This window comes from Stenotrophomonas maltophilia group sp. RNC7 (genome assembly GCF_030910085.1).
GTDB classification, from domain to species: domain Bacteria; phylum Pseudomonadota; class Gammaproteobacteria; order Xanthomonadales; family Xanthomonadaceae; genus Stenotrophomonas; species Stenotrophomonas sepilia.
Genome location: NZ_JAVFVN010000867.1, coordinates 154,317 through 173,926 on the forward strand (window position 1 = coordinate 154,317; position 19,610 = coordinate 173,926).

The window sequence follows — 19,610 nt, forward strand, 5'->3', positions numbered from 1 at the left end:
GAGTTTACGCATGGCCAGCTACGGCATGAACGACGTCAAGAACGGGATGAAGATCCTGGTCAACAACCAACCGGCCGTCATCATCGACACCGAATACGTCAAGCCGGGCAAGGGCCAGGCCTTCACCCGCGTGAAGTACCGCCTGATCAAGGACGGGCGTACCCAGGAAGTGACCATGAAGTCGACCGACTCTCTGGATGCAGCCGACGTCGTCGATACCGACATGAACTTCATGTACAGCGACGGCGAATACTGGCACTTCATGGATCCGGAGTCCTTCGAGCAGGTCCAGGCCACCAAGGCCGGCATGGGCGGCGCCGAGAAGTGGCTGAAGGGCGAAGAGTCCTGCGTGGTCACCCTGTGGAATGGCGAGCCGATCTTCGTTCAGCCGCCGAACTTCGTCGAACTGAAGATCACCGAAACCGATCCGGGCGTCCGTGGCGACACCTCGGGCGGCGGCGGCAAGCCGGCCACCCTGGAAACCGGTGCCGTGGTCCGCGTGCCGCTGTTCGTCAACCAGGACGAAGTGATCCGTGTCGACACCCGTTCGGGCGAATACTCCGCACGCGTCAAATAAGGTTCCGGCGGTTGGCCGACCTCACTGTAGAGCCGAGCCCGCGCTCGGCTTTCCGGGCACCGCCCGGACCCGTTGCTGGCGCCCATGGCGCCGCAGCGGACAGCCGCCGGGCATGGCCCGGCGCTACCGCCTCCCGCCAGGCCCTTCTCCAATAGCCAGTGAGCCCGCATGAGCGATAGCCCGCACCTCCCCGAAGCCTGCGACCTGCTCATCGAAGCCGGTCATGTCGTTCCGATCGAGCCGCATGCGGTGGTGCTGGAAGACCATGCCGTTGCCGTGCGTGGCAGCGAGATCGTGGCCATCCTGCCGCGTGCCGAGGCGCGCGCACGCTTCCGTGCCGCGCAGGTGGTCAGCCGCCCCGAGTCGGCGCTGATGCCGGGCCTGGTCAACGCGCACACGCACAACCCGATGACCCTGCTGCGCGGCGTCGCCGACGACCTGCCGCTGATGACCTGGCTGCAGCAGCACATCTGGCCGGTGGAAGCGGCGGTGATTGGTCCTGAGTTCGTCGCCGACGGCACCACCCTGGCCATCGCCGAGATGCTGCGCGGCGGCACCACCTGCGCCAACGAGAACTACTTCTTCGGCGACGTGCAGGCTGCGGTCTACAAGAAGCACGGTTTCCGCGCACTGGTTGGCGCGGTCATCATCGATTTCCCCACCGCCTGGGCCAGGACCGACGACGAATACTTCGCCAAGGCTGGTGAACTGCACGACCAGTGGCGCACCGATCCGCTGATCGGGACCGCGTTCGCGCCGCATGCGCCGTACACGGTCAACGATGCCAACTTCGAGCGGGTGCGGATGCTGTCCGACCAGCTCGACATGCAGGTGCACCTGCATACCCACGAGACCGCGCAGGAGATCAACGATTCGATCAAGCTGCACGGCCAGCGCCCGCTGGCGCGGCTGGATCGGCTCGGCCTGGTCAACGACCGCCTGATCGCGGTGCACATGACCCAGCTGACCGATGCGGAAATCCACCTGTGCGCCGAACGCGGCGTCAGCGTGGTGCACTGCCCGGAATCGAACCTGAAGCTGGCCTCCGGTTTCTGCCCGGCCTGCGCCCTGCAGCGCGCCGGCGTGAACCTGGCGATCGGCACCGATGGCTGCGCCAGCAACAACGACCTGGACATGTTCAGCGAGAACCGTACCGCAGCGATCCTGGCCAAGGCCGTGGCCGATGATGCCACCGCGCTCGACGCTGCGACCACGCTGCGCGCGTCCACGCTGGGCGGCGCACGCGCGCTGGGCTTCGGTGACCGTATCGGTTCGATCGAAATCGGCAAGCAGGCCGACCTGGTCTGTGTCGACCTGTCGGCGCTGGAAACCCAGCCGCTGCACAACGTGCTGTCGCAGCTGGTGTATGCCACCGGCCGCCAGCAGGTCAGCGACGTCTGGATCGCCGGCAAGCCGAAGCTGGTGCAGCGCGAGCTGGTCGGCATGGACCTGCCGGGCATCATCGCCAACGCGCGCCAGTGGCGCGAGCGCATCCGTCATATCCGCGCCTGATCCCTGGCGCCGCAAGGACCCCTCATGACTGCCCCTCACGCTTCCTCCAATTTCGATCAGGCCGAGCTGGACAAGTTCGCCGCGCTGGCCAACCGCTGGTGGGACGCTGACGGCCCGCAGAAGCCGCTGCATGCGCTGAACCCGGTGCGCCTGAAGTACGTGACCGACCGCGTGCCGTTGCGTGGCGCGCGCGTGCTCGACATCGGCTGCGGTGGCGGGCTGCTGAGCGAAGCACTGGCGCAGGCCGGCGCCGACGTCACCGCCATCGACCTGGCCCCGGAACTGGTGAAGGTCGCGCGCCTGCATGCGCTGGAAAGCGGCGCCAAGGTCGACTACCGCGTGCAGGCCGCCGAGGATCTGGCCGCCGAGCAGCCGGGCAGTTTCGATGTGGTCACCTGCATGGAAATGCTGGAGCACGTGCCAGACCCGGGCGCGATCATCGACGCCTGCAAGCGCCTGCTGAAGCCGGGCGGCCACCTGTTCCTGTCGACGATCAACCGCACCGCGGCCGCCTTCGCGGTGGCGATTGTCGGCGCCGAGTACGTGGCGCGGCTGCTGCCCAGGGGTACCCACCACTACCAGGAATTCATCAAGCCGGCCGAGCTGGCGCGCTGGCTGCGCGAGGCCGACCTGCAGCTGGTGGATGTCAGCGGCATGGCCTACGAGCCGTGGCGCAACCATGCCCGCCTGAGCAGCCGCACCGACATCAACTACCTGGCCTACGCGGTCAAGCCGGCATGACCTCCGCCCGCTTCCCGCGTGCGGTGCTGTTCGACCTGGATGGCACGTTGCTGGACAGCGCGCCGGACTTCGTCGCCACCTGCAATGCGATGCTGGCCGAGCGGGGCCGGGCAGCGATCGATCCGGCGCAGCTGCGGCCGGTGGTCTCCAAGGGCTCGCGCGCGATGGTCGGGACCGCTTTCCCGGACCTGGATGCCGCTGCGCGCGATGCATTGATCCCGGAATTCCTGCAGCGCTACGAAGCGCTGATCGGCCAGCACGCGGTGCTGTTCGACGGCGTGGCCGGCATGCTCGCCGCGCTGGATGAGGCCGGTACGGTATGGGGCATCGTCACCAACAAGCCGGAGTACCTGGCGCGCCTGATCCTGCCGCAGCATGGTTGGCAGCAGCGCTGCGCGGTGCTGGTCGGCGGTGACAGCCTGGCCGAGCGCAAGCCGCACCCGCTTCCATTGCTGCACGCTGCGCAGGCCATTGGCATGGCCGCCGAAGACTGCGTGTACGTGGGTGATGACGAGCGCGACATCATCGCTGCACGTGCTGCCGCGATGCCGTCGGTGGCGGCGCTGTGGGGCTACCGCCTGCACAGCGACGATCCGCTGGCCTGGCAGGCCGATGTGCTGGTCGAGAACGCTGAACTTCTGCAACTGGCCAGTCTCTGGCCGACCCGGCCGGCAGCCCCGGCCCAGCCGTAAGGAATCCCGTAGTGAGCAGTACCGCGCTGGACAGTTTCCTCGACAAGTGGCGCAGCCGTTGGCCGGAATGGTCGGTGGCCGCTCCGTTCGTGGCCGAACCGCAACGCGAGCTCGCAGTGGCGTGGTTTGCACTGCTGCAGGAGTTTGACGACATGCTCAACACCAGCGGCGATCCGCTGCCGGCCGATGCCAAGCTGGCGTGGTGGGGAGAGGAACTGCGCAGCTGGGCAGGGCATCGTTCGCGCCATCCACTGGGCCGTCTGCTGGAGCCGGTGCGTGCGCCGTGGGTGCAACTGGCCGAAGCGCTGCCGGACCTCGTTGAAGCGCGTACCGTTGCGTTGGATGCAGCCGGTGCCGAGCGTGCGCTGGCCAATTACGCCGAGGCCGTGGCCGCAGTGGAAGCGGCCTTGTTTGCCGACAAGCCGCGCACCGGCGCCGGTCGTGCGGTGCAGCTGCAGACGCTGGCCCAGCGCCTGCAGGATGCCGGCGTAGCCGGTGTGCCGCGCAGCCTGTTGGATGAGGATTCCAGCACGGCCGCGCAGCGCTGGGCCCAGTACCTGCTGAAAGGATGGGGCAGCCGCGTGCCGGGCCCGCGCCCGCGGCGCGTGTGGTCGAGCCTGGCGCGCGCCCGCGTTGCCGCGCAGGCCGCAGGCAAGCCAATCGAAGCCACCCCGGTGCGCACGTTGCTGCGCGTGTGGTGGGCAGCGCGCGGTTGATCCCGCGCTCCGCCGGGCATGGCCCGGCGCTACCTCGCGCGGTTGATTGAATGCTGTCTGTACAGCCGAGCCCATGCTCGGCTCATCTCTGCGCGACAGCCGAGCGTGGGCTCGGCTCTACAACAGCGGCTCACCACCGCACCGGGCGATGGGCGTTACTTCCGCTCCAGCACCAGCAACGGATCGATGCGGGTGTCGAACCAGTTCATGCCCCAGTGCAGGTGCGGGCCGGTGGCACGGCCGGTGGCGCCGACGGCAGCGATCACCTGGCCCTGCTCCACACGGTCGCCAACTTTTACGTCGATGCGCGAAAGGTGCAGGAAATTGGAACTGACCCCGAAGCCGTGGTCGAGCAGCAGCGTGCCACCGGTCAGGTACAGGTCCGGCCCAGCGAAGGTCACGATGCCGGCCGCCGGCGCCTTCACCGGGGTGCCGGTCGGCACCGCGATGTCCATGCCGGAATGGCCGGCCCCCGGCTGCCCGTTGTAGACGCGCGCATTGCCGAAGCGGCCGCTGATGCGGCCCTGTACCGGCCAGATGAAGGTCTGGGTGAAGTCGGTGCGGTCGTCATCGCGGGCACGTGCGGCGGTCACCTGCGCCTGTTCGCGCTTGATCCGCTCGGCAATCGCCGGCGGCGGGTTGACCGTCTTCGGCGGCACGCCGTTCACCCGCTCGGTGGGCCAGTCGCGCGGCGTTACCGCAATGGTGGCTGTCTCGCTGCTACCATCGGGGCGCTGCACCTGTACGCGCAGCGGACCCTTCTCGTCGCGGCCGATGCCGAACACCACGCTGCCGTAGCCGCTCACCCGCAGCTGGCGGCCGGCGTACTGCACACGACTGCCTGCGGGCACCTTGCCGATCACCAGCGCGCCCTGCGAGGCACTGGCCGGGAACACCACGCGGCTGTCGATCAGGCTGCCGATGCCATCCTGCGCCTGCGCAGGGGAAGAGGAAAACAGGGGCGCGGCCAGCAGCAGCGCCCCGATCATCAGTGCCGAACGCATCAGCGGTCGTAGGTCATGCGCTGGCCGGCGGGCTCACCCACCAGCTTGCTGCCGTCCCACACCAGCTGGCCGTTGACCCAGGTGGAGGCGATGCGCGAGCGGAAAGTGGTGCCTTCGAACGGCGACCAGCCGCACTTGGACAGCACGTCCTCGCGCTTGACGGTGAACGGCACGTCCTCCACCAGCACCAGGTCGGCAAAGTAGCCTTCGCGCAGGAAGCCGCGTTCTTCCACGTCGAACAGCTGCGCCGGCGCATGTGCGAATTTCTGCACCACCTGCTCGCGGGTCAGCTTGCCTTCGTGCACCCGCTCCAGCGCGGCCACCAGCGCGTACTGCACCAGCGGCAGGCCCGACGGCGCCTGCGCGTAGGGCTTCTGCTTCTCTTCCCAGGTGTGCGGCGCGTGGTCGGTGGCCAGCACGTCCAGCACGTCATCGGCCAAGGCAGCGGTGATTGCCTCGCGGTCGGACACTTCCTTGATCGCCGGGTTGCACTTGATCAGGTTGCCCTTGGTCGCGTAGTCCGGGCGCGCGAAGTGCAGGAAGTGCACGCAGGTTTCGGCGGTGATCTGCTTGCGGCTGCCATCGGCGCGGATCAGCGGGCCCTTCTCGAACAGCGCCAGCTCATCGGCGGTGGAGATGTGCAGTACGTGCAGGCGGGTGCCGTGCTTGCGTGCCAGCGACATTGCCAGGCGGGTCGACTTGATGCAGGCTTCGCGCGAACGGATGTCCGGGTGCATGTCCGGGGTCAGCGCATCGCCGTACTTTTCCTGGAAGGCCTTGAGGTTGGCATCGATCATCGGCGTGTCTTCGCAGTGCGTGATGATCGGGGTCGGGCATTCGCGGAAGATCGCGTCCAGCGTTTCCGGGTTGTCGACCAGCATGTTGCCGGTCGAAGCACCCATGAACACCTTCACGCCCGGGGCCTTCTTCGGGTCCAGGGCACGGATCGCGTCCAGGTTGTCATTGCTGGCACCGTGGTAGAAACCGTAGTTGGCCCAGGCGCGGCCGCGCGCGAGCTCGTACTTGGCTTCCAGGATGGTTGAATCCAGCGTCGGCGGGTTGGTGTTGGGCATGTCCATGAAGCTGGTCAGGCCACCGGCCACGGCGGCCGCCGATTCGCTGGCGATGTCGCCCTTGTGGGTCAGGCCCGGTTCGCGGAAGTGCACCTGGTCATCGATCATGCCGGGCAGCAGCCAGCGCCCGGCCGCGTCCACCACCTGCTCGCCGTCGCGCGGCGCCAGCCCACTGCCGATCTGCGCGATGCGGCCGTTCTCGATGCGCAGGTCACCATCGAAGGTGCGGCCTTCGTTGACCATGCGGGCGTTGGTGATGAGGGTGGAGGACATGTCAGTGTTTTCCTGTGCAACGGCAAGAGGGGGCGTTGGGGGACTCGGGCACGGGATCGAAGCCGCCGGGATGGAACGGGTGGCAGCGGCCCAGCCGGCGCGCAGCCAACCAGCTGCCGCGCAGCGGGCCGTGCCGCGAGATGGCGTCCATCGCGTATTCAGAACAGCTCGGCACGAAACGGCAGCGCGGCCCCAGCAGGGGGCTGATGAAGCGCTTGTAGAAGCGCAGCAGGGCAATGAGCAGGCGCGAGATCACCCAGTCATCTTATGCCAGTTGGCATGAAGGACGCATTTGTGCAGGATGGGGCGTTGGTCGCATGTCGCCGATGGCCTGCGACCGGTACCAGCACCGTCGGGTGCTGGCCAGGTTCCGTACCGCGCAAGGCGGTCCGTGTTCGTCGGACTGCCCTCCAGGGCGCCTTGGCTCCAGGACTGAATGGAGCAGGGTGCCAAGGTTGCTGCTGCGGGTCGGGTAGGCTATAAAGGCCCGCTTTCCCGGGCCCCGGGAAATCCAAGGAAGAGCGTTTCGTGGCTGCTAAAAAAACTGCAAAGAAGGCCGCAACGGCCGCCAAGAAAACCGCCAAGCCTGTTGTGAAGAAGTTGGCGGCAAAGCCCGTTGCCAAGAAGCCGGCCAGCAAGCCGGCGACCAAGGCAGCGTCCTCGCAACCGGCGGCCAGGAAGGCCACCGCAAAGAAAACGCCGGTCAAGGCAACCAAGCCGGTGGCGAAGAAGGCCGCTGCGCCCGCCAAGGCCAAGCCAGCCGCCGCCAGCAAGAAGGCGCCGGTGAAGAAGACCGTCAGCAAGGTCGCGCCGGTGAAGAAGGCCGCCGCCAAGCCGGTGGTCAAGAAGGCAGCCGCCAAACCGGCGCCGAAGGCGGTGGTGAAGAAGGCTGCAGCCAAGCCGGTCGCCAAGCCCGTAGCAAAGAAGGTCGCTGCGGCTAAACCGGCCGCCACGCCTGCCGCTGTAAAGAAGGTTGCCAAGAACGTTGCCGCGCCGGCCGTAAAGCCGACCCCGGCCCCAGTAGTGAAGTCCGCACCGAAGCCTGCTGCCAAGCCGGCTCCGGCCAAGCCTGTCCCGGCCAAGACCGTGGCAGTGGCGGCAGCCCAACCGGCCTCAACGCCGGCCCCGGCCGCCGCTCCTGTCGCTTCGAAGGCCCCGCAATCCAAGAATCCCGTGCCCGTTTCGAAATCGCCTGCCAAAACCGCCGTGAAATCCGATTCCGCCCCGAAGACCGCGTCGCGCCCTGTCGGCAAGGTTGCCGTGGCCGTCGCCGCCCGCTCGGCAGCACCGGCCCCGCGCAGCAAGTACAAGGTGGTCGAGTACAAGACCGACGAGGCCACTGGCCGCCCGATCCTACCGGCTGGCTACAAGCCGTCCTCGGAAGAGGAATACATGAGCCCGCTGCAGCAGGAGTATTTCCGCCAGCGCCTGCAGAACTGGCGCGCGGACCTGGTGGAAGAGTCCAAGCAGACCATCGAGAACCTGCGCGAGGAAGTGCGTGACATCGGCGACGAAGCCGAGCGTGCGACCCGCGAGACCGAGAACTCGCTGGAACTGCGTACCCGCGACCGCTACCGCAAGCTGATCGGCAAGATCGACAGCACCCTGAAGCGCCTGGAAGCAGGCGACTACGGCTACTGCGTCGACACCGGCGAAGAAATCGGCCTGGAGCGCCTGGAAGCGCGCCTCACCGCAGAGCGCACCATCGACGCCCAGGAGCGTTGGGAGCACCTGCAGAAGCAGCAGGGCGACTGATTCCAGTTCGTTGTCTGGTCATGCGAAAAACCCGGCTTCGGCCGGGTTTTTTGTTGGGTTCGTGTTGGTTGCGTAGAGCGGCGCCTTGCGGGTATCGGCGTGAGCCTGCGGGTGGGTCCGGGCAGGACACGCTGCAAGTACATCCCTGTAAGCTCGGCCGCGGCATCCATGCCGCGGACGGTCCTGCCCGGACCCACCCGCAGGCTCTCGACGGTTTCCTGCGTGCGCGGCCGATGTAGAGCCGAGCCCACGCTCGGCTCAGGCCGACAGGAGCGGTCATGCGTGCGCTCGCGGCTGTTGGGTCCGCCTTGTAGCGAGCCGAGCACCGCAGGGGAGTCAGGGGCGAAGAGGCGCCGCTGTTTGAGCGCAGCGAGTTCGGCGCCGTCCCCTGATTCACCGAGGAGCACAGGGCACCGGCGCGCAGCGCCGGCTCGCGGATGGCGGAGCGTTTCTTTGGTTACTTTCTTTGCACGAGCAAAGAAAGGTACACCCCGCCGCGGTCGCGGAAGAAGCCCGCCGGGCGCGGCCCGGCGCAACCGCTGCGTGGGCGCACGGAAATACGCAGCCGAGCATGGGCTCGGCTCTACAGGTTCACTGCAGGTCGCGAAGATTCAATTTCCGCAATGTCGGGTTCTTCCACGCGGTGATCCCGGCCACGCTCAGCACCGCGAATCCGCCCAGCACCACCGCCGGCACCAGGCCGAGCAGCTTCGCCATCGTGCCGGCATAGAACGCGCCCAGCTCGTTGGACGAACTGATGAAGATGCCGTTGATCGACGATACGCGACCGCGCATTTCTTCCGGCGTAGCCAACTGCAGGATGGTCGAGCGGATCACCACCGAGACGCCATCGAACGCGCCGTAGAACAGCAGGATCAGCGCCGACAGCCAGAAATGCTGCGACAACCCGAAGCTGATCACGCACAGGCCGAAGCCGGCCACCGCGAACAGCAGGACGCGGCCGGCATTGCGCTGCAGCGGGTGGCGCGCCAGCCACAGGCCCACGCACACCGAGCCCAGCGCCGGCATCGCGCGCAGGATGCCCAGGCCTTCCGGGCCGTGGTGCAGGATCTCGTGCAGGAACGCCGGCAGCATCGCTACCACGCCGCCCAGCAGCACCGAGAACATGTCCAGCGCCATCGCGCCGACCATGATCCGGTTGCCGACCACGAAGCGCGCGCCTTCGGCGATGCTCTTGAAGATCGGTGCGGCCGGACCGGTATGCACCGGTTCTTCCACCTTCAATGTGGCCAGGCAGGCCATCGCCACCAGCGCAAAGGCCGTAGCCACCGCGTAGGACAGACCCTTGCCACCGAAGCCGACCAGCACGCCACCCAGTGCCGGGCCGGCGATCATGCCGGCCTGGAACACCACCGCGCCCAGGCCGGCGCCACGGGCAAACTGGTCACGGGCCAGCACGCGGGCGAACAAGGCGTTGTAGATCGGCGACAGGAAGGCGCGGACCATGCCGGTCAGCGCGATGGCCGCATAGATCGGCCACACGCCGTCAATCGGCAGCCAGCCCATGGCTACGCTGGTCAACACCAGTGCAGTGGCGATCAGCCCGCAACAGGCGACCATGCCCAGCCGACGGCGAGGCAGGTGATCCACCAGGTAACCGGCGAACGGAGCCACGCAGAAGAACGGCACGACCTCGGCCAGGCCGATCAGGCCCAGCGAGAACGGATTGCGGGTGACTTCGTAGATGTGCCAGCCGACAGTGACCGCGACCACCTGGTAGGACAGCATCGCGAAGATGCGGTAGGCCAGCAGCCTGGCGAAACCGGGGCGGGACAGCAGGCCCAGTGCACTGTCTTCGGCTGTGGCGGGTTCGCTCACGGCGGGTCGCGCTGCAGCTGCGCCTGCGCCGTCTCACGGATGAAGGCCAGCATCGCCGCCACCCCATTGCTGCGGGTGGGCGAGAGGTGGCGGGCCAGGCCGATGTCCTGGATGTAGCTCGGCTCGGTGTCCAGGATCTCCTGCGCCGAGCGCCCGGAGTACACGCGCAGCGCCAGGAAGATCAGGCCGGAGACAATCGCCGAATCGCTGATGGCATGGAAGCACAGCGACTGCGCGTTGCCCTCGGGCACGATCCAGACCATCGACTGGCAGCCGAGCAGGCGATGCTCTTCGGTCTTCCATTCTTCCGGGAAGGGCGGCAGCTTGCGGCCGAGGTCGATCAGGTACTGGTAGCGCTCGGACCAGTCGCCGAAGAAGCCGAATTCCTCGGCGATGGCGGCCTGGGCCTCGGCGGCGGTGGGTTCAAGCGGGAACGGGGAGTCGGTCACAACAGTCTCTACGGTGGGGCGTGGCCGGCGGACCGGCCACGGGGCAGGGCAGGTCAGCTGCGCTTGCGCGACCAGCGAACGCCCTGCGGGGTGTCATCCAGCACGATGCCTTCGGCGGCCAGCTGGTCGCGGATGGCGTCGGCACGGGCGAAGTCGCGTGCCTTCTTGGCCGCGGCGCGCTCGTCGATCAGGCCCTGGACGCGGGCATCGTCGTCCTCGTCGCCCGCTGCGGTGCCGAACCACTGCGCCGGGTCGGCCTGCAGCAGGCCCAGCACCAGGCCCGCACCGAGCAGTTCGCCCTTCAGGCGCGCCTGTTCGGCCGGGTCGGTGGCACGACGCGCGTCGGCGGCGATGCGGGCCACTTCGGCCAGCGCCTGGGGTGTGTTGAGATCGTCGTCCAGGGTCGCTTCGACGCTGGCGGGGATCACTGCCGTGGCCTCGATCGACGCCAGCTCGCGCAGGGTGCCGTATAGGCGGTCCAGGGTGCGCACCGATTGTTCGATCAGCGCATCAGACCAGTCCAGCGGCTGCCGGTAGTGGGCCGACAGCAGGGCCAGGCGCAGCGCCTCCGGCGGATGCTGGCGGACCAGGTCGTGTACGCGCTCGATGTTGCCCAGCGACTTGCTCATCTTGGCGCCGCCGAAGTTGAGCATGCCGTTGTGCAGCCAGAAGCGGGCGAAGATCTTGCCGCCGTGGGCGCATTCGCTCTGCGCGATCTCGTTCTCGTGGTGCGGGAACTGCAGGTCGACGCCGCCGGCGTGGATGTCGATGGTCTCGCCCAGGTGGGCTGCGGCCATCGCCGAGCATTCGATATGCCAGCCCGGACGACCCCGGCCCCACGGCGATTCCCAGCCGGGCAGGTCGTCGCTGGACGGCTTCCACAGCACGAAATCACCCGGGTCGCGCTTGTACGGGGCCACGTCGACACGGGCACCGGCCAGCATTTCTTCCGGGTCACGGCGCGAGAGCTTGCCGTAGCCGTCGAAGCTGGCCACCGCGAACAGTACGTGACCCTCGGCGGCGTAGGCATGACCATTGGCGATCAGCTGCTCGATCATGGTGATGATCTGCGGCATGTGCGCGGTCACCTCCGGCTCGATGTCCGGCGGCACCACGCCCAGCGCGGCCATGTCTTCACGGTAGGCGGCGGCGAACTTGCCGGTGATGGTGCTGATCGGCACGCCCTGCTCGCGCGCGGCGGTGTTGATCTTGTCGTCCACGTCGGTGATGTTGCGGGCGTAGCGCAGCGCGCCGAAACGGCGCCGCAGCAGATCGGCCAGCACCCCGAACACCACCGGGCCACGGGCGTTGCCGATGTGCACGTAGTTGTAGACCGTGGGGCCGCACACATACAGGGTCGGACAGGCCGGGTCGAGCGGAGTGAACGGTTCGAGCTGGCGAGTCAGGTTGTTGTGCAGGCGCAGGGTCATGGGGCTGTGGCTGGGGGACAAGCCTGTGATTTTAGAACGTGTCGGCCCCCTTTGGGGGCACTGGCTGCCACCGGTGGACGCCGGGTCCGTCCAGGGTGGGGTGGGCAGGAGCGGCGTGGACGGGTAATGTTCAGCCCCTTGCGCTCGCCACTGCCTACACTATTGCCGTGTCCTTGCTCCCGTCGCCAATGAAATCCACCGCGTTGCTGACCCTGGCCTGCCTGTCGGCGCTGCCCGCCGTGGTGCTGGCCCAGGAGGCCGAGCCCCGCAACCGGGTGGTGATCGTGGAGAACGTGAAGTTCGACTACGCCCAGGTGCTGAACGTCGAGCCGGTGTTCCAGACCCTGCGCGCGACCCGCACCGAGGAGCACTGCGAGCCGGTGTCGACACGGACGCTGGCCCCGGTGAACGTGACCGGCGAGGAGCCGGTCGAGGACAAGGGCCGGATCAGCCGCTTCTGGGATTCGGTGCGCTCGATGTTCAAGCGCAGCGACGAGGAGCCCTCCGAAGAGGCCGGCCCCGAAACGCCGGCCCCGGCGCCTGCCAACACCGGTCCGATGCTGACCCGCGACTGCCGCATCGTTCCGGTGGGGCGTGAATTCCGCCGGCCCATCGCCTACGACGTGGATTACGTCTACAAGGGCACCAAGTATCGGTCGCGGCTGCCGGAAGACCCGGGCAACCGGCTCAAGATCCGGGTGTCGATCACCCCCTGGGTGGGTCCGGAGCAGGGCGCCGCCGGCAATCCCTGATTCTGCGACCCCGGCCCCTTGCGCCGGTCACGGCCGCATGCAAAGATATTCGGCCATGAAGCTCACCGACTTCCAGCACGACAGCAGCGCAGCCCGACAGGCGTCGGGCATGACCTCGCGTGCGCGTCGACCGGAACCCCACATTCTCGCTGGGTAACCGGAGCTTTTTGCTGTTCGTCCGAAAAAAACCCAGCCCGCCGGCTGGGTTTTTTCGTTTCCGCGTTCTGAAAGCTGCAACTGCAACCTTTTCGTTTCACCTTTGCTTCCTGTTTTCCCTTCCACCGCGTCGAACCCGGCGCCGCCACGCAAGGAAAGATGATGTCCCCCAAGCACTTCCTGAACACCCAGGACTGGAGCCGCAGCGATCTCGACGCGCTGCTGACCCAGGCCGCGCTGTTCAAGCGCAACAAGCTCGGCGACCAGCTCAAGGGCAAGTCGATCGCGCTGGTGTTCTTCAACCCGTCCATGCGTACCCGCACCAGCTTCGAACTGGGCGCATTCCAGCTCGGTGCCCACGCGGTGGTGCTGCAGCCGGGCAAGGATGCGTGGCCGATCGAGTTCAACCTCGGCACGGTGATGGACGGCGATACCGAAGAGCACATCGCTGAGGTGGCCAAGGTGCTGGGCCGTTACTGCGACATCATCGCCGTGCGCGCGTTCCCCAAGTTCATCGACTGGGCCTACGACCGCCAGGACATCGTCCTCAACAGCTTCGCCAAGTACTCGCCGGTGCCGGTCATCAACATGGAGACCATCACCCATCCGTGCCAGGAGCTGGCCCACATCATGGCGCTGCAGGAGCACTTCGGCACCCAGGACCTGCGCGGCAAGAAGTACGTGCTGACCTGGACCTACCACCCCAAGCCGCTGAACACCGCCGTGGCCAACTCGGCGCTGACCATCGCCACCCGCATGGGCATGGACGTGACCCTGCTGTGCCCGACCGCCGACTACGTCCTCGACGAGCGCTACATGGGCTGGGCCGAGCAGAACGTGGCCGAGAGCGGCGGTTCGCTGAAGATCAGCCATGACATCGACAGCGCCTACGCCGGCGCCGACGTGGTCTACGCCAAGAGCTGGGGTGCGCTGCCGTTCTTCGGCAACTGGGAACCGGAAAAGCCGATCCGCGACCAGTTCAAGCACTTCATCGTGGACGAGCGGAAGATGGCGCTGACCAATAACGGGGTGTTCAGCCACTGCCTGCCGCTGCGCCGCAACGTGAAAGCCACCGATGCGGTGATGGATTCGCCGCAGTGCATCGCCATCAACGAAGCCGAGAACCGCCTGCACGTGCAGAAGGCGATCATGGCCGCCGTTGCCGGGCGCTGATTTTTTCCGATTCAATCATTTCTGCCGGGCACGGCCCGGCGCTACCAGGACATACCCTCCCCATGAGCAACAAAGACGTCGTTCTCGCCTTCTCCGGCGGCCTGGATACCAGCTTCTGCGTGCCCTACCTGCAGGAGCGTGGCTACAACGTGCACACCGTGTTCGCCGACACCGGCGGCGTGGATGATGAAGAGCGCGATTTCATCGAGAAGCGTGCCGCCGAGCTGGGCGTGACCAGCCATGTCACCGTCAATGGTGGCCCGGCCATCTGGGAAGGCTTCGTCAAGCCGTTCGTGTGGGCCGGCGAAGGCTACCAGGGCCAGTACCCGCTGCTGGTCTCGGACCGCTACCTGATCGTCGATGCCGCGCTGAAGCGTGCTGCCGAGCTGGGTACCAACATCATCGCCCACGGCTGCACCGGCATGGGCAACGACCAGGTCCGCTTCGACCTGGCCGTGAAGGCACTGGGCGACTACCAGATCATCGCGCCGATCCGCGAGATCCAGAAGGAACACACCCAGACCCGCGCCTACGAGCAGAAGTACCTGGAAGAGCGCGGCTTCGGCGTGCGCGCCAAGCAGCAGGCCTACACCATCAACGAGAACCTGCTGGGCGTGACCATGTCCGGCGGCGAGATCGACCGTTGGGAAGCCCCGGGCGAAGGTGCGCGTGGCTGGTGCTCGCCGCGCAGCGAGTGGCCGGAACAGGCGCTGACCGTGACCCTGAAGTTCGTTGAAGGCGAAGCCGTCGAACTGAACGGCAAGGCGCTGCCGGGCGACCAGATCCTGGCCCAGCTCAACAAGCTGTTTGCCCCGTACGGCGTTGGCCGCGGCGTCTACACCGGCGACACCGTGATCGGCCTGAAGGGCCGCATCGTGTTCGAGGCCCCGGGCCTGGTTTCGCTGCTGGCCGCGCACCGCGCGCTGGAAGATGCCGTGCTGACCAAGCAGCAGAACCGCTTCAAGCCGGACGTGGCACGCAAGTGGGTGGAGCTGGTGTACGAAGGCTTCTACCACGACCCGCTGAAGACCGACATCGAAGCCTTCCTGAAGTCCTCGCAGGCCAAGGTCAACGGCGAAGTGGTGCTGGAAACCCGCGGTGGCCGCGTCGACGCGGTGGCGGTGAAGTCGCCGCACCTGCTCAACACCAAGGGCGCCACCTACGCACAGTCGGCCGACTGGGGCGTGGAAGAGGCTGAAGGCTTCATCAAGCTGTTCGGCATGAGTTCGACGCTTTACGCGCAAGTCAATCGCTGAGCGATTGAATTGCGCGCGCGTCTCCCGCGCATTCCACCTTAACCCTGCGCCGTTGGCGCGCCCCCTTCAACAAGAAGGGGGCTCTCCACCAGACGCATCACGGTAGCGCCGGGCCATGCCCGGCGGAATTCCACAGGATCTTTGTTTCATGCTTGAACAGACGCTCGATCACCTGCAGGCCCTGGTGTCCTTCGACACCCGCAACCCGCCGCGTGCGATCACCACCGGTGGCATCTTCGATTACCTGCGCGCGAACCTGCCCGGCTTCAACGTCGAGGTGATCGACCATGGCGCCGGTGCGGTCAGCCTGTACGCCGTGCGTGGGACGCCGAAGTACCTGTTCAACGTGCACTTGGATACCGTACCGGACTCGCCGCACTGGAGTGCCGATCCGCATGTGATGCGCCGCCTGGACGACCGCGTGGTCGGCCTGGGCGTGTGTGACATCAAGGGCGCCGCCGCTGCGCTGGTGGCGGCGGCCAACGCCAGCGATGGCGATGCCGCGTTCCTGTTCTCCAGCGACGAAGAAGCCAACGACCCGCGCTGCATCGCCGCGTTCCTGGCCCGTGGCCTGCCGTATGAAGCCGTACTCGTGGCCGAACCGACCATGAGCGAAGCGGTGCTGGCGCATCGTGGCATCAGCTCGGTGCTGATGCAGTTCGCCGGCCGTGCCGGCCATGCGTCGGGCAAGCAGGATGCGGCTGCCAGCGCATTGCACCAGGCCATGCGCTGGGGCAATCGCGCGCTGGATCATGTGGAATCGCTGGCCTCGGCGCGCTTCGGTGGACTGACCGGTCTGCGCTTCAACATCGGTCGCGTCGAAGGCGGTATCAAGGCCAACATGATCGCACCGGCTGCCGAGGTGCGCTTCGGGTTCCGCCCGCTGCCGTCGATGGACATCGATGGCCTGCTGGCGACCTTCGCCGGTTTCGCCGAGCCGGAAGCCGCCGTGTTCACCGAGACGTTCCGCGGTCCCAGCCTGCCCGCCGGTGACATCGCCGAGGCCGAGAACCGCCGCCTGCTGGCGCGCGACGTGGCCGATGCGCTGGAGCTGCCGATCGGCAATGCCGTGGATTTCTGGACCGAGGCGTCGCTGTTCTCGGCCGCTGGCTACACCACACTGGTATTCGGCCCGGGTGACATCGCCCAGGCCCACACCGCGGATGAGTTCGTGACGCTGGACCAGTTGCAGCGCTATACCCACGCCGTGCACCGGATCATCGCCGCCGGCGCCTGATCGACCCCACAACGCCGCCATGCCCCGGGCGTGGCGGAACTGCAACGCGGCGACCGCCGCCTGTGACGAAACCGAAATGTCTCCTGCCCTCCAGCCCCACCGCCAGACCCGCCAGACCATCGTGCGCCTGCTTTCCAGCATGGCCAGCGCGAAGGAGATCAGCCAGTACCTCAAGCGTTTCTCGCAGCTGGACGCCAAGCGCTTCGCCGTGGTCAAGGTCGGCGGCGCGGTGCTGCGCGACGATCTCGACGCGCTGACCTCTTCGCTGTCGTTCCTGCAGGAAGTCGGGCTGACCCCGATCGTGCTGCACGGCGCCGGCCCGCAGCTGGATGCCGAGCTGTCGGCGGCCGGCATCGAGAAGCAGACCGTGAACGGCCTGCGCGTGACTTCGCCGGAAGCACTGGCGATCGTGCGCCGGGTGTTCCAGCAGTCCAACCTGCGCCTGGTCGAGGCGCTGCAGCAGAACGGCGCACGCGCCACCTCGATCACCGGTGGCGTGTTCGAGGCCGAGTACCTGGACGTGGACACCTACGGCCTGGTCGGCGAAGTGAAGAAGGTCAACCTGGCACCGATCGAGGCCAGCCTGCGTGCTGGCTCGATCCCGGTCATCACCAGCCTGGGTGAAACTGCCGGTGGCCAGATCCTCAACGTCAACGCCGACTTCGCCGCCAACGAGCTGGTGCAGGAGCTGCAGCCGTACAAGATCATCTTCCTGACCGGCACCGGTGGCCTGCTGGACGAGGCGGGCAACGTGATCGATTCGATCAACCTGTCCACCGAGTACGACCACCTCATCGCGCAGCCGTGGATCCACGGCGGCATGAAGGTGAAGATCGAACAGATCAAGGACCTGCTCGACCGCCTGCCGCTGGAGTCGTCGGTGTCGATCACGCGTCCGGCCGACCTGGCCAAGGAACTGTTCACCCACAAGGGCTCGGGCACGCTGGTGCGCAAGGGTGAGAAAGTGCTGCGCGCCACCGCCTGGAGCGAGCTCGACCTGCCACGGCTGAAGGGTCTGATCGAATCCAGTTTCGGCCGCACCCTGGTGCCGGACTACTTCGAAAAGACCAGGCTGCTGCGTGCCTATGTCAGCGAGAACTACCGCACTGCGGTGATCCTCACCGACGAGGCCGAAGGCGTGTACCTGGACAAGTTCGCCGTGCTCGACGACGCGCAGGGCGAAGGCCTGGGCCGCGCGGTCTGGAACGTGATGCTGGAGGAGACCCCGCAGCTGTTCTGGCGCTCGCGCCACGGCAACCCGATCAACCACTTCTACTACGCCGAGTCCGATGGCTGCTACAAGCAGGACCATTGGAAAGTGTTCTGGTTCGGCGCCGATGGCATCGACCGGATCAAGACCTACGTCGACCACTGCGCCCAGCGCGCGCCGAGCCTGCTGGGGTGAGCGATGAGTCCTCCTGACGTGTGGAACACGGTGCCTACCCTGCGCGGCCAGCACGTGGCGCTGCAGCCGCTGCAGCTTGGGCATGTCCCCGGCCTGCGCGCTGCCCTCGAAGGCAGCGGCCTGGACCAGCTCTGGTACACCCAGGTGCCGTCACCGCAGCAGGTCGAGCACTATGTGCAGGCCGCGCTGCAGGCGCATGCCGAAGGCAAGGTGCTGCCGTTCGTGATCCGCGACGCCGCCGGTGACATCATCGGCAGCACGCGCTTCTACGACATGGATGCCAGCGTGCCCAAGCTCAGCCTCGGCTACACCTGGTACACGCCGCGCGTGCAGCGCACCGGCGCCAACACCGAGGCCAAGCTGTTGCTGCTGCAGCACGCCTTCGAGTCCATGGGCTGCATCAGCGTGGTGCTGGAAACCAGCTGGTTCAACGTCACCTCGCGCACCGCCATCGCCCGCCTCGGCGCCAAGCAGGATGGCGTGCTGCGCAACCACAGGCGGCACGCCGACGGCACGCCGCGCGACACCGTCATCTTCTCCATCATCGATGCGGAATGGCAGGGCGTGAAGCGCCACCTGCAGTACCGCCTGGACAGTCACGCATGAACGATTCGACTTTTACCCTGGGCATCGTCGGTGCCCGCGGCCATACCGGCGCCGAGCTGATCAAGCTGGTGGCCACCCACCCGCGGCTGAAGCTGGCTTTCGTCTCTTCGCGCGAGCGCGCCGGGCAGCGCCTGTCCGACCACCACCCGGAATTCCAGGGCGAGCTGCAGTACGAAAACCTGGACGCCGATGCGGTGGCGGCCAAGGGCGTGGACGCGGTGATCCTGGCCCTGCCCAACGGCCTGGCCGCGCCGTTCGTGGCCGCATTGGAAGCGGCGAAGGCGGACACCGTCATCGTCGATCTCTCGGCCGACTACCGTTTCGACAACAGCTGGTACTACGGCCTGCCGGAGCTGACCCGCGGCCGCTACAACGGCCAGAAGCACATCAGCAACCCGGGCTGCTATGCCACGGCGATGCAGCTGGCGGTGCATCCGCTGCTGGACCTGCTGGCCGGCCCACCGCAGTGCTTCGGTGTCTCCGGCTACTCCGGTGCCGGTACCACGCCGTCGGACAAGAACAACGTCGAACTGCTGGCCGACAACCTGATGCCGTACGCGCTGACCAACCACGTGCACGAGCGCGAGGTGTCGGTGCAGCTGGGCGTGGCCGTGGAATTCATGCCGCACGTCGCGCCGCACTTCCGGGGCATCACGCTGACCGCCAACCTGTGGCTGAACCGCGTGCAGACCCGTGAGCAGATCGTCGAGCGCTTCCAGCAGGCCTATGCGGGCGAACCGCTGATCGAGGTGGTGGATGAAGCGCCGTGGGTCAGCCGCATCGCCGGCCGCCACGGTGCCCAGGTCGGTGGCTTCACGCTCGCGCCGGGCGGCAAGCGCGTGGTGGTGGTGGCGACGCTGGACAACCTGCTGAAGGGCGCGGCCACCCAGGCCATGCAGAACCTCAACCTCGCGCTGGGCATCGACGAACTGACGTCGATCCCGCACTGAACACGCATTCCGGA

At 67.1% G+C, this 19,610-nt stretch carries 19 protein-coding genes; 13 read left to right on the forward strand and 6 right to left on the reverse strand.

The window, feature by feature from the left end; genetic code table 11:
- Window positions 1–10: 10 nt before the first annotated feature.
- The 5 genes from efp to RCF13_RS21360 all read left to right on the forward strand — a co-directional run bounded on the left by efp (window position 11) and on the right by RCF13_RS21360 (window position 4,238).
- Window positions 11–577: an elongation factor P gene (gene efp / locus RCF13_RS21340; RefSeq protein WP_005410381.1), complete on the forward strand. Its 567-nt coding sequence runs from the start codon at window positions 11–13 to the stop codon at window positions 575–577.
- A 168-nt stretch (window positions 578–745) separates the two neighbouring features.
- Complete coding sequence (locus tag RCF13_RS21345; RefSeq protein WP_099487291.1) at window positions 746–2,089, forward strand: TRZ/ATZ family hydrolase; 1,344 nt, start codon at window positions 746–748, stop codon at window positions 2,087–2,089.
- Between the two features lie 24 nt (window positions 2,090–2,113).
- Window positions 2,114–2,830, forward strand: a complete 717-nt coding sequence (gene ubiG, locus RCF13_RS21350; protein ID WP_061478052.1) for a bifunctional 2-polyprenyl-6-hydroxyphenol methylase/3-demethylubiquinol 3-O-methyltransferase UbiG — start codon at window positions 2,114–2,116, stop codon at window positions 2,828–2,830.
- Window positions 2,827–3,522 carry a phosphoglycolate phosphatase gene (locus RCF13_RS21355; RefSeq protein ID WP_061478051.1) on the forward strand — a complete coding sequence of 232 codons (696 nt, stop codon included), beginning with the start codon at window positions 2,827–2,829 and terminating at the stop codon, window positions 3,520–3,522. Before ubiG ends, RCF13_RS21355 begins: the two co-directional genes overlap by 4 nt.
- Window positions 3,523–3,533: 11 nt before the next feature.
- Window positions 3,534–4,238 carry a squalene/phytoene synthase family protein gene (locus RCF13_RS21360; protein ID WP_061478050.1) on the forward strand — a complete coding sequence of 235 codons (705 nt, stop codon included), beginning with the start codon at window positions 3,534–3,536 and terminating at the stop codon, window positions 4,236–4,238.
- A gap of 155 nt (window positions 4,239–4,393) precedes the next feature.
- Here RCF13_RS21360 and RCF13_RS21365 read toward each other — a convergent pair whose 3' ends face one another.
- Genes RCF13_RS21365 through yidD form a run of 3 tightly spaced genes read right to left on the reverse strand, consistent with a single transcriptional unit; the run spans window position 4,394 to window position 6,844 of the window.
- Entirely contained in the window at window positions 4,394–5,242 is an 849-nt protein-coding gene (locus tag RCF13_RS21365) for a M23 family metallopeptidase (RefSeq protein ID WP_069139799.1), read from the reverse strand.
- A complete protein-coding gene (locus RCF13_RS21370) occupies window positions 5,242–6,588 on the reverse strand; it encodes a dihydroorotase (RefSeq protein WP_061478048.1) in 1,347 nt (448 codons plus the stop codon). The genes RCF13_RS21365 and RCF13_RS21370 overlap by 1 nt, the downstream gene beginning before the upstream one ends.
- A 1-nt stretch (window position 6,589) precedes the next feature.
- Window positions 6,590–6,844, reverse strand: coding sequence for a membrane protein insertion efficiency factor YidD (yidD, locus tag RCF13_RS21375; protein WP_014037867.1), 255 nt, complete (start codon window positions 6,842–6,844; stop codon window positions 6,590–6,592).
- Between the two features lie 272 nt (window positions 6,845–7,116).
- Between yidD and dksA the strand changes: the two genes are divergently transcribed.
- Window positions 7,117–8,343, forward strand: coding sequence for an RNA polymerase-binding protein DksA (gene dksA / locus RCF13_RS21380; protein ID WP_134969302.1), 1,227 nt, complete (start codon window positions 7,117–7,119; stop codon window positions 8,341–8,343).
- Between the two features lie 591 nt (window positions 8,344–8,934).
- Here the strand turns inward: dksA and RCF13_RS21385 are convergent.
- From RCF13_RS21385 to cysS, 3 genes are read right to left on the reverse strand one after another with little or no spacing between them, the layout of a single operon-like run.
- On the reverse strand, window positions 8,935–10,182 hold the full coding sequence (locus RCF13_RS21385) for an MFS transporter (RefSeq protein ID WP_072168398.1): 1,248 nt from the start codon (window positions 10,180–10,182) through the stop codon (window positions 8,935–8,937).
- Window positions 10,179–10,631 (reverse strand): SufE family protein, encoded by a 453-nt coding sequence (locus RCF13_RS21390; protein WP_134969301.1) that lies wholly within the window; start codon window positions 10,629–10,631, stop codon window positions 10,179–10,181. Before RCF13_RS21390 ends, RCF13_RS21385 begins: the two co-directional genes overlap by 4 nt.
- A gap of 53 nt (window positions 10,632–10,684) precedes the next feature.
- On the reverse strand, window positions 10,685–12,061 hold the full coding sequence (gene cysS, locus RCF13_RS21395; RefSeq protein WP_061478044.1) for a cysteine--tRNA ligase: 1,377 nt from the start codon (window positions 12,059–12,061) through the stop codon (window positions 10,685–10,687).
- A 188-nt stretch (window positions 12,062–12,249) separates the two neighbouring features.
- Between cysS and RCF13_RS21400 the strand changes: the two genes are divergently transcribed.
- The 7 genes from RCF13_RS21400 to argC all read left to right on the forward strand — a co-directional run bounded on the left by RCF13_RS21400 (window position 12,250) and on the right by argC (window position 19,596).
- Entirely contained in the window at window positions 12,250–12,813 is a 564-nt protein-coding gene (locus RCF13_RS21400) for a hypothetical protein (protein ID WP_134969080.1), read from the forward strand.
- A gap of 318 nt (window positions 12,814–13,131) precedes the next feature.
- The gene (locus RCF13_RS21405; RefSeq protein ID WP_134969077.1) at window positions 13,132–14,142 is read left to right on the forward strand and encodes an N-acetylornithine carbamoyltransferase; all 1,011 of its coding nucleotides are present in this window, start codon (window positions 13,132–13,134) and stop codon (window positions 14,140–14,142) included.
- 62 nt (window positions 14,143–14,204) lie between these two features.
- Window positions 14,205–15,398 carry an argininosuccinate synthase gene (locus tag RCF13_RS21410; protein ID WP_108750132.1) on the forward strand — a complete coding sequence of 398 codons (1,194 nt, stop codon included), beginning with the start codon at window positions 14,205–14,207 and terminating at the stop codon, window positions 15,396–15,398.
- A 148-nt stretch (window positions 15,399–15,546) separates the two neighbouring features.
- Window positions 15,547–16,635, forward strand: coding sequence for an acetylornithine deacetylase (locus RCF13_RS21415; RefSeq protein ID WP_049412643.1), 1,089 nt, complete (start codon window positions 15,547–15,549; stop codon window positions 16,633–16,635).
- 76 nt (window positions 16,636–16,711) lie between these two features.
- Window positions 16,712–18,040 carry an acetylglutamate kinase gene (locus RCF13_RS21420; protein ID WP_061478039.1) on the forward strand — a complete coding sequence of 443 codons (1,329 nt, stop codon included), beginning with the start codon at window positions 16,712–16,714 and terminating at the stop codon, window positions 18,038–18,040.
- Window positions 18,041–18,043: 3 nt separating this feature from the next.
- Window positions 18,044–18,646, forward strand: coding sequence for a GNAT family protein (locus RCF13_RS21425; RefSeq protein ID WP_134969078.1), 603 nt, complete (start codon window positions 18,044–18,046; stop codon window positions 18,644–18,646).
- Window positions 18,643–19,596 (forward strand): N-acetyl-gamma-glutamyl-phosphate reductase, encoded by a 954-nt coding sequence (gene argC, locus RCF13_RS21430; protein WP_061478037.1) that lies wholly within the window; start codon window positions 18,643–18,645, stop codon window positions 19,594–19,596. The genes RCF13_RS21425 and argC overlap by 4 nt, the downstream gene beginning before the upstream one ends.
- The last annotated feature ends 14 nt before the right edge of the window (window positions 19,597–19,610 follow it).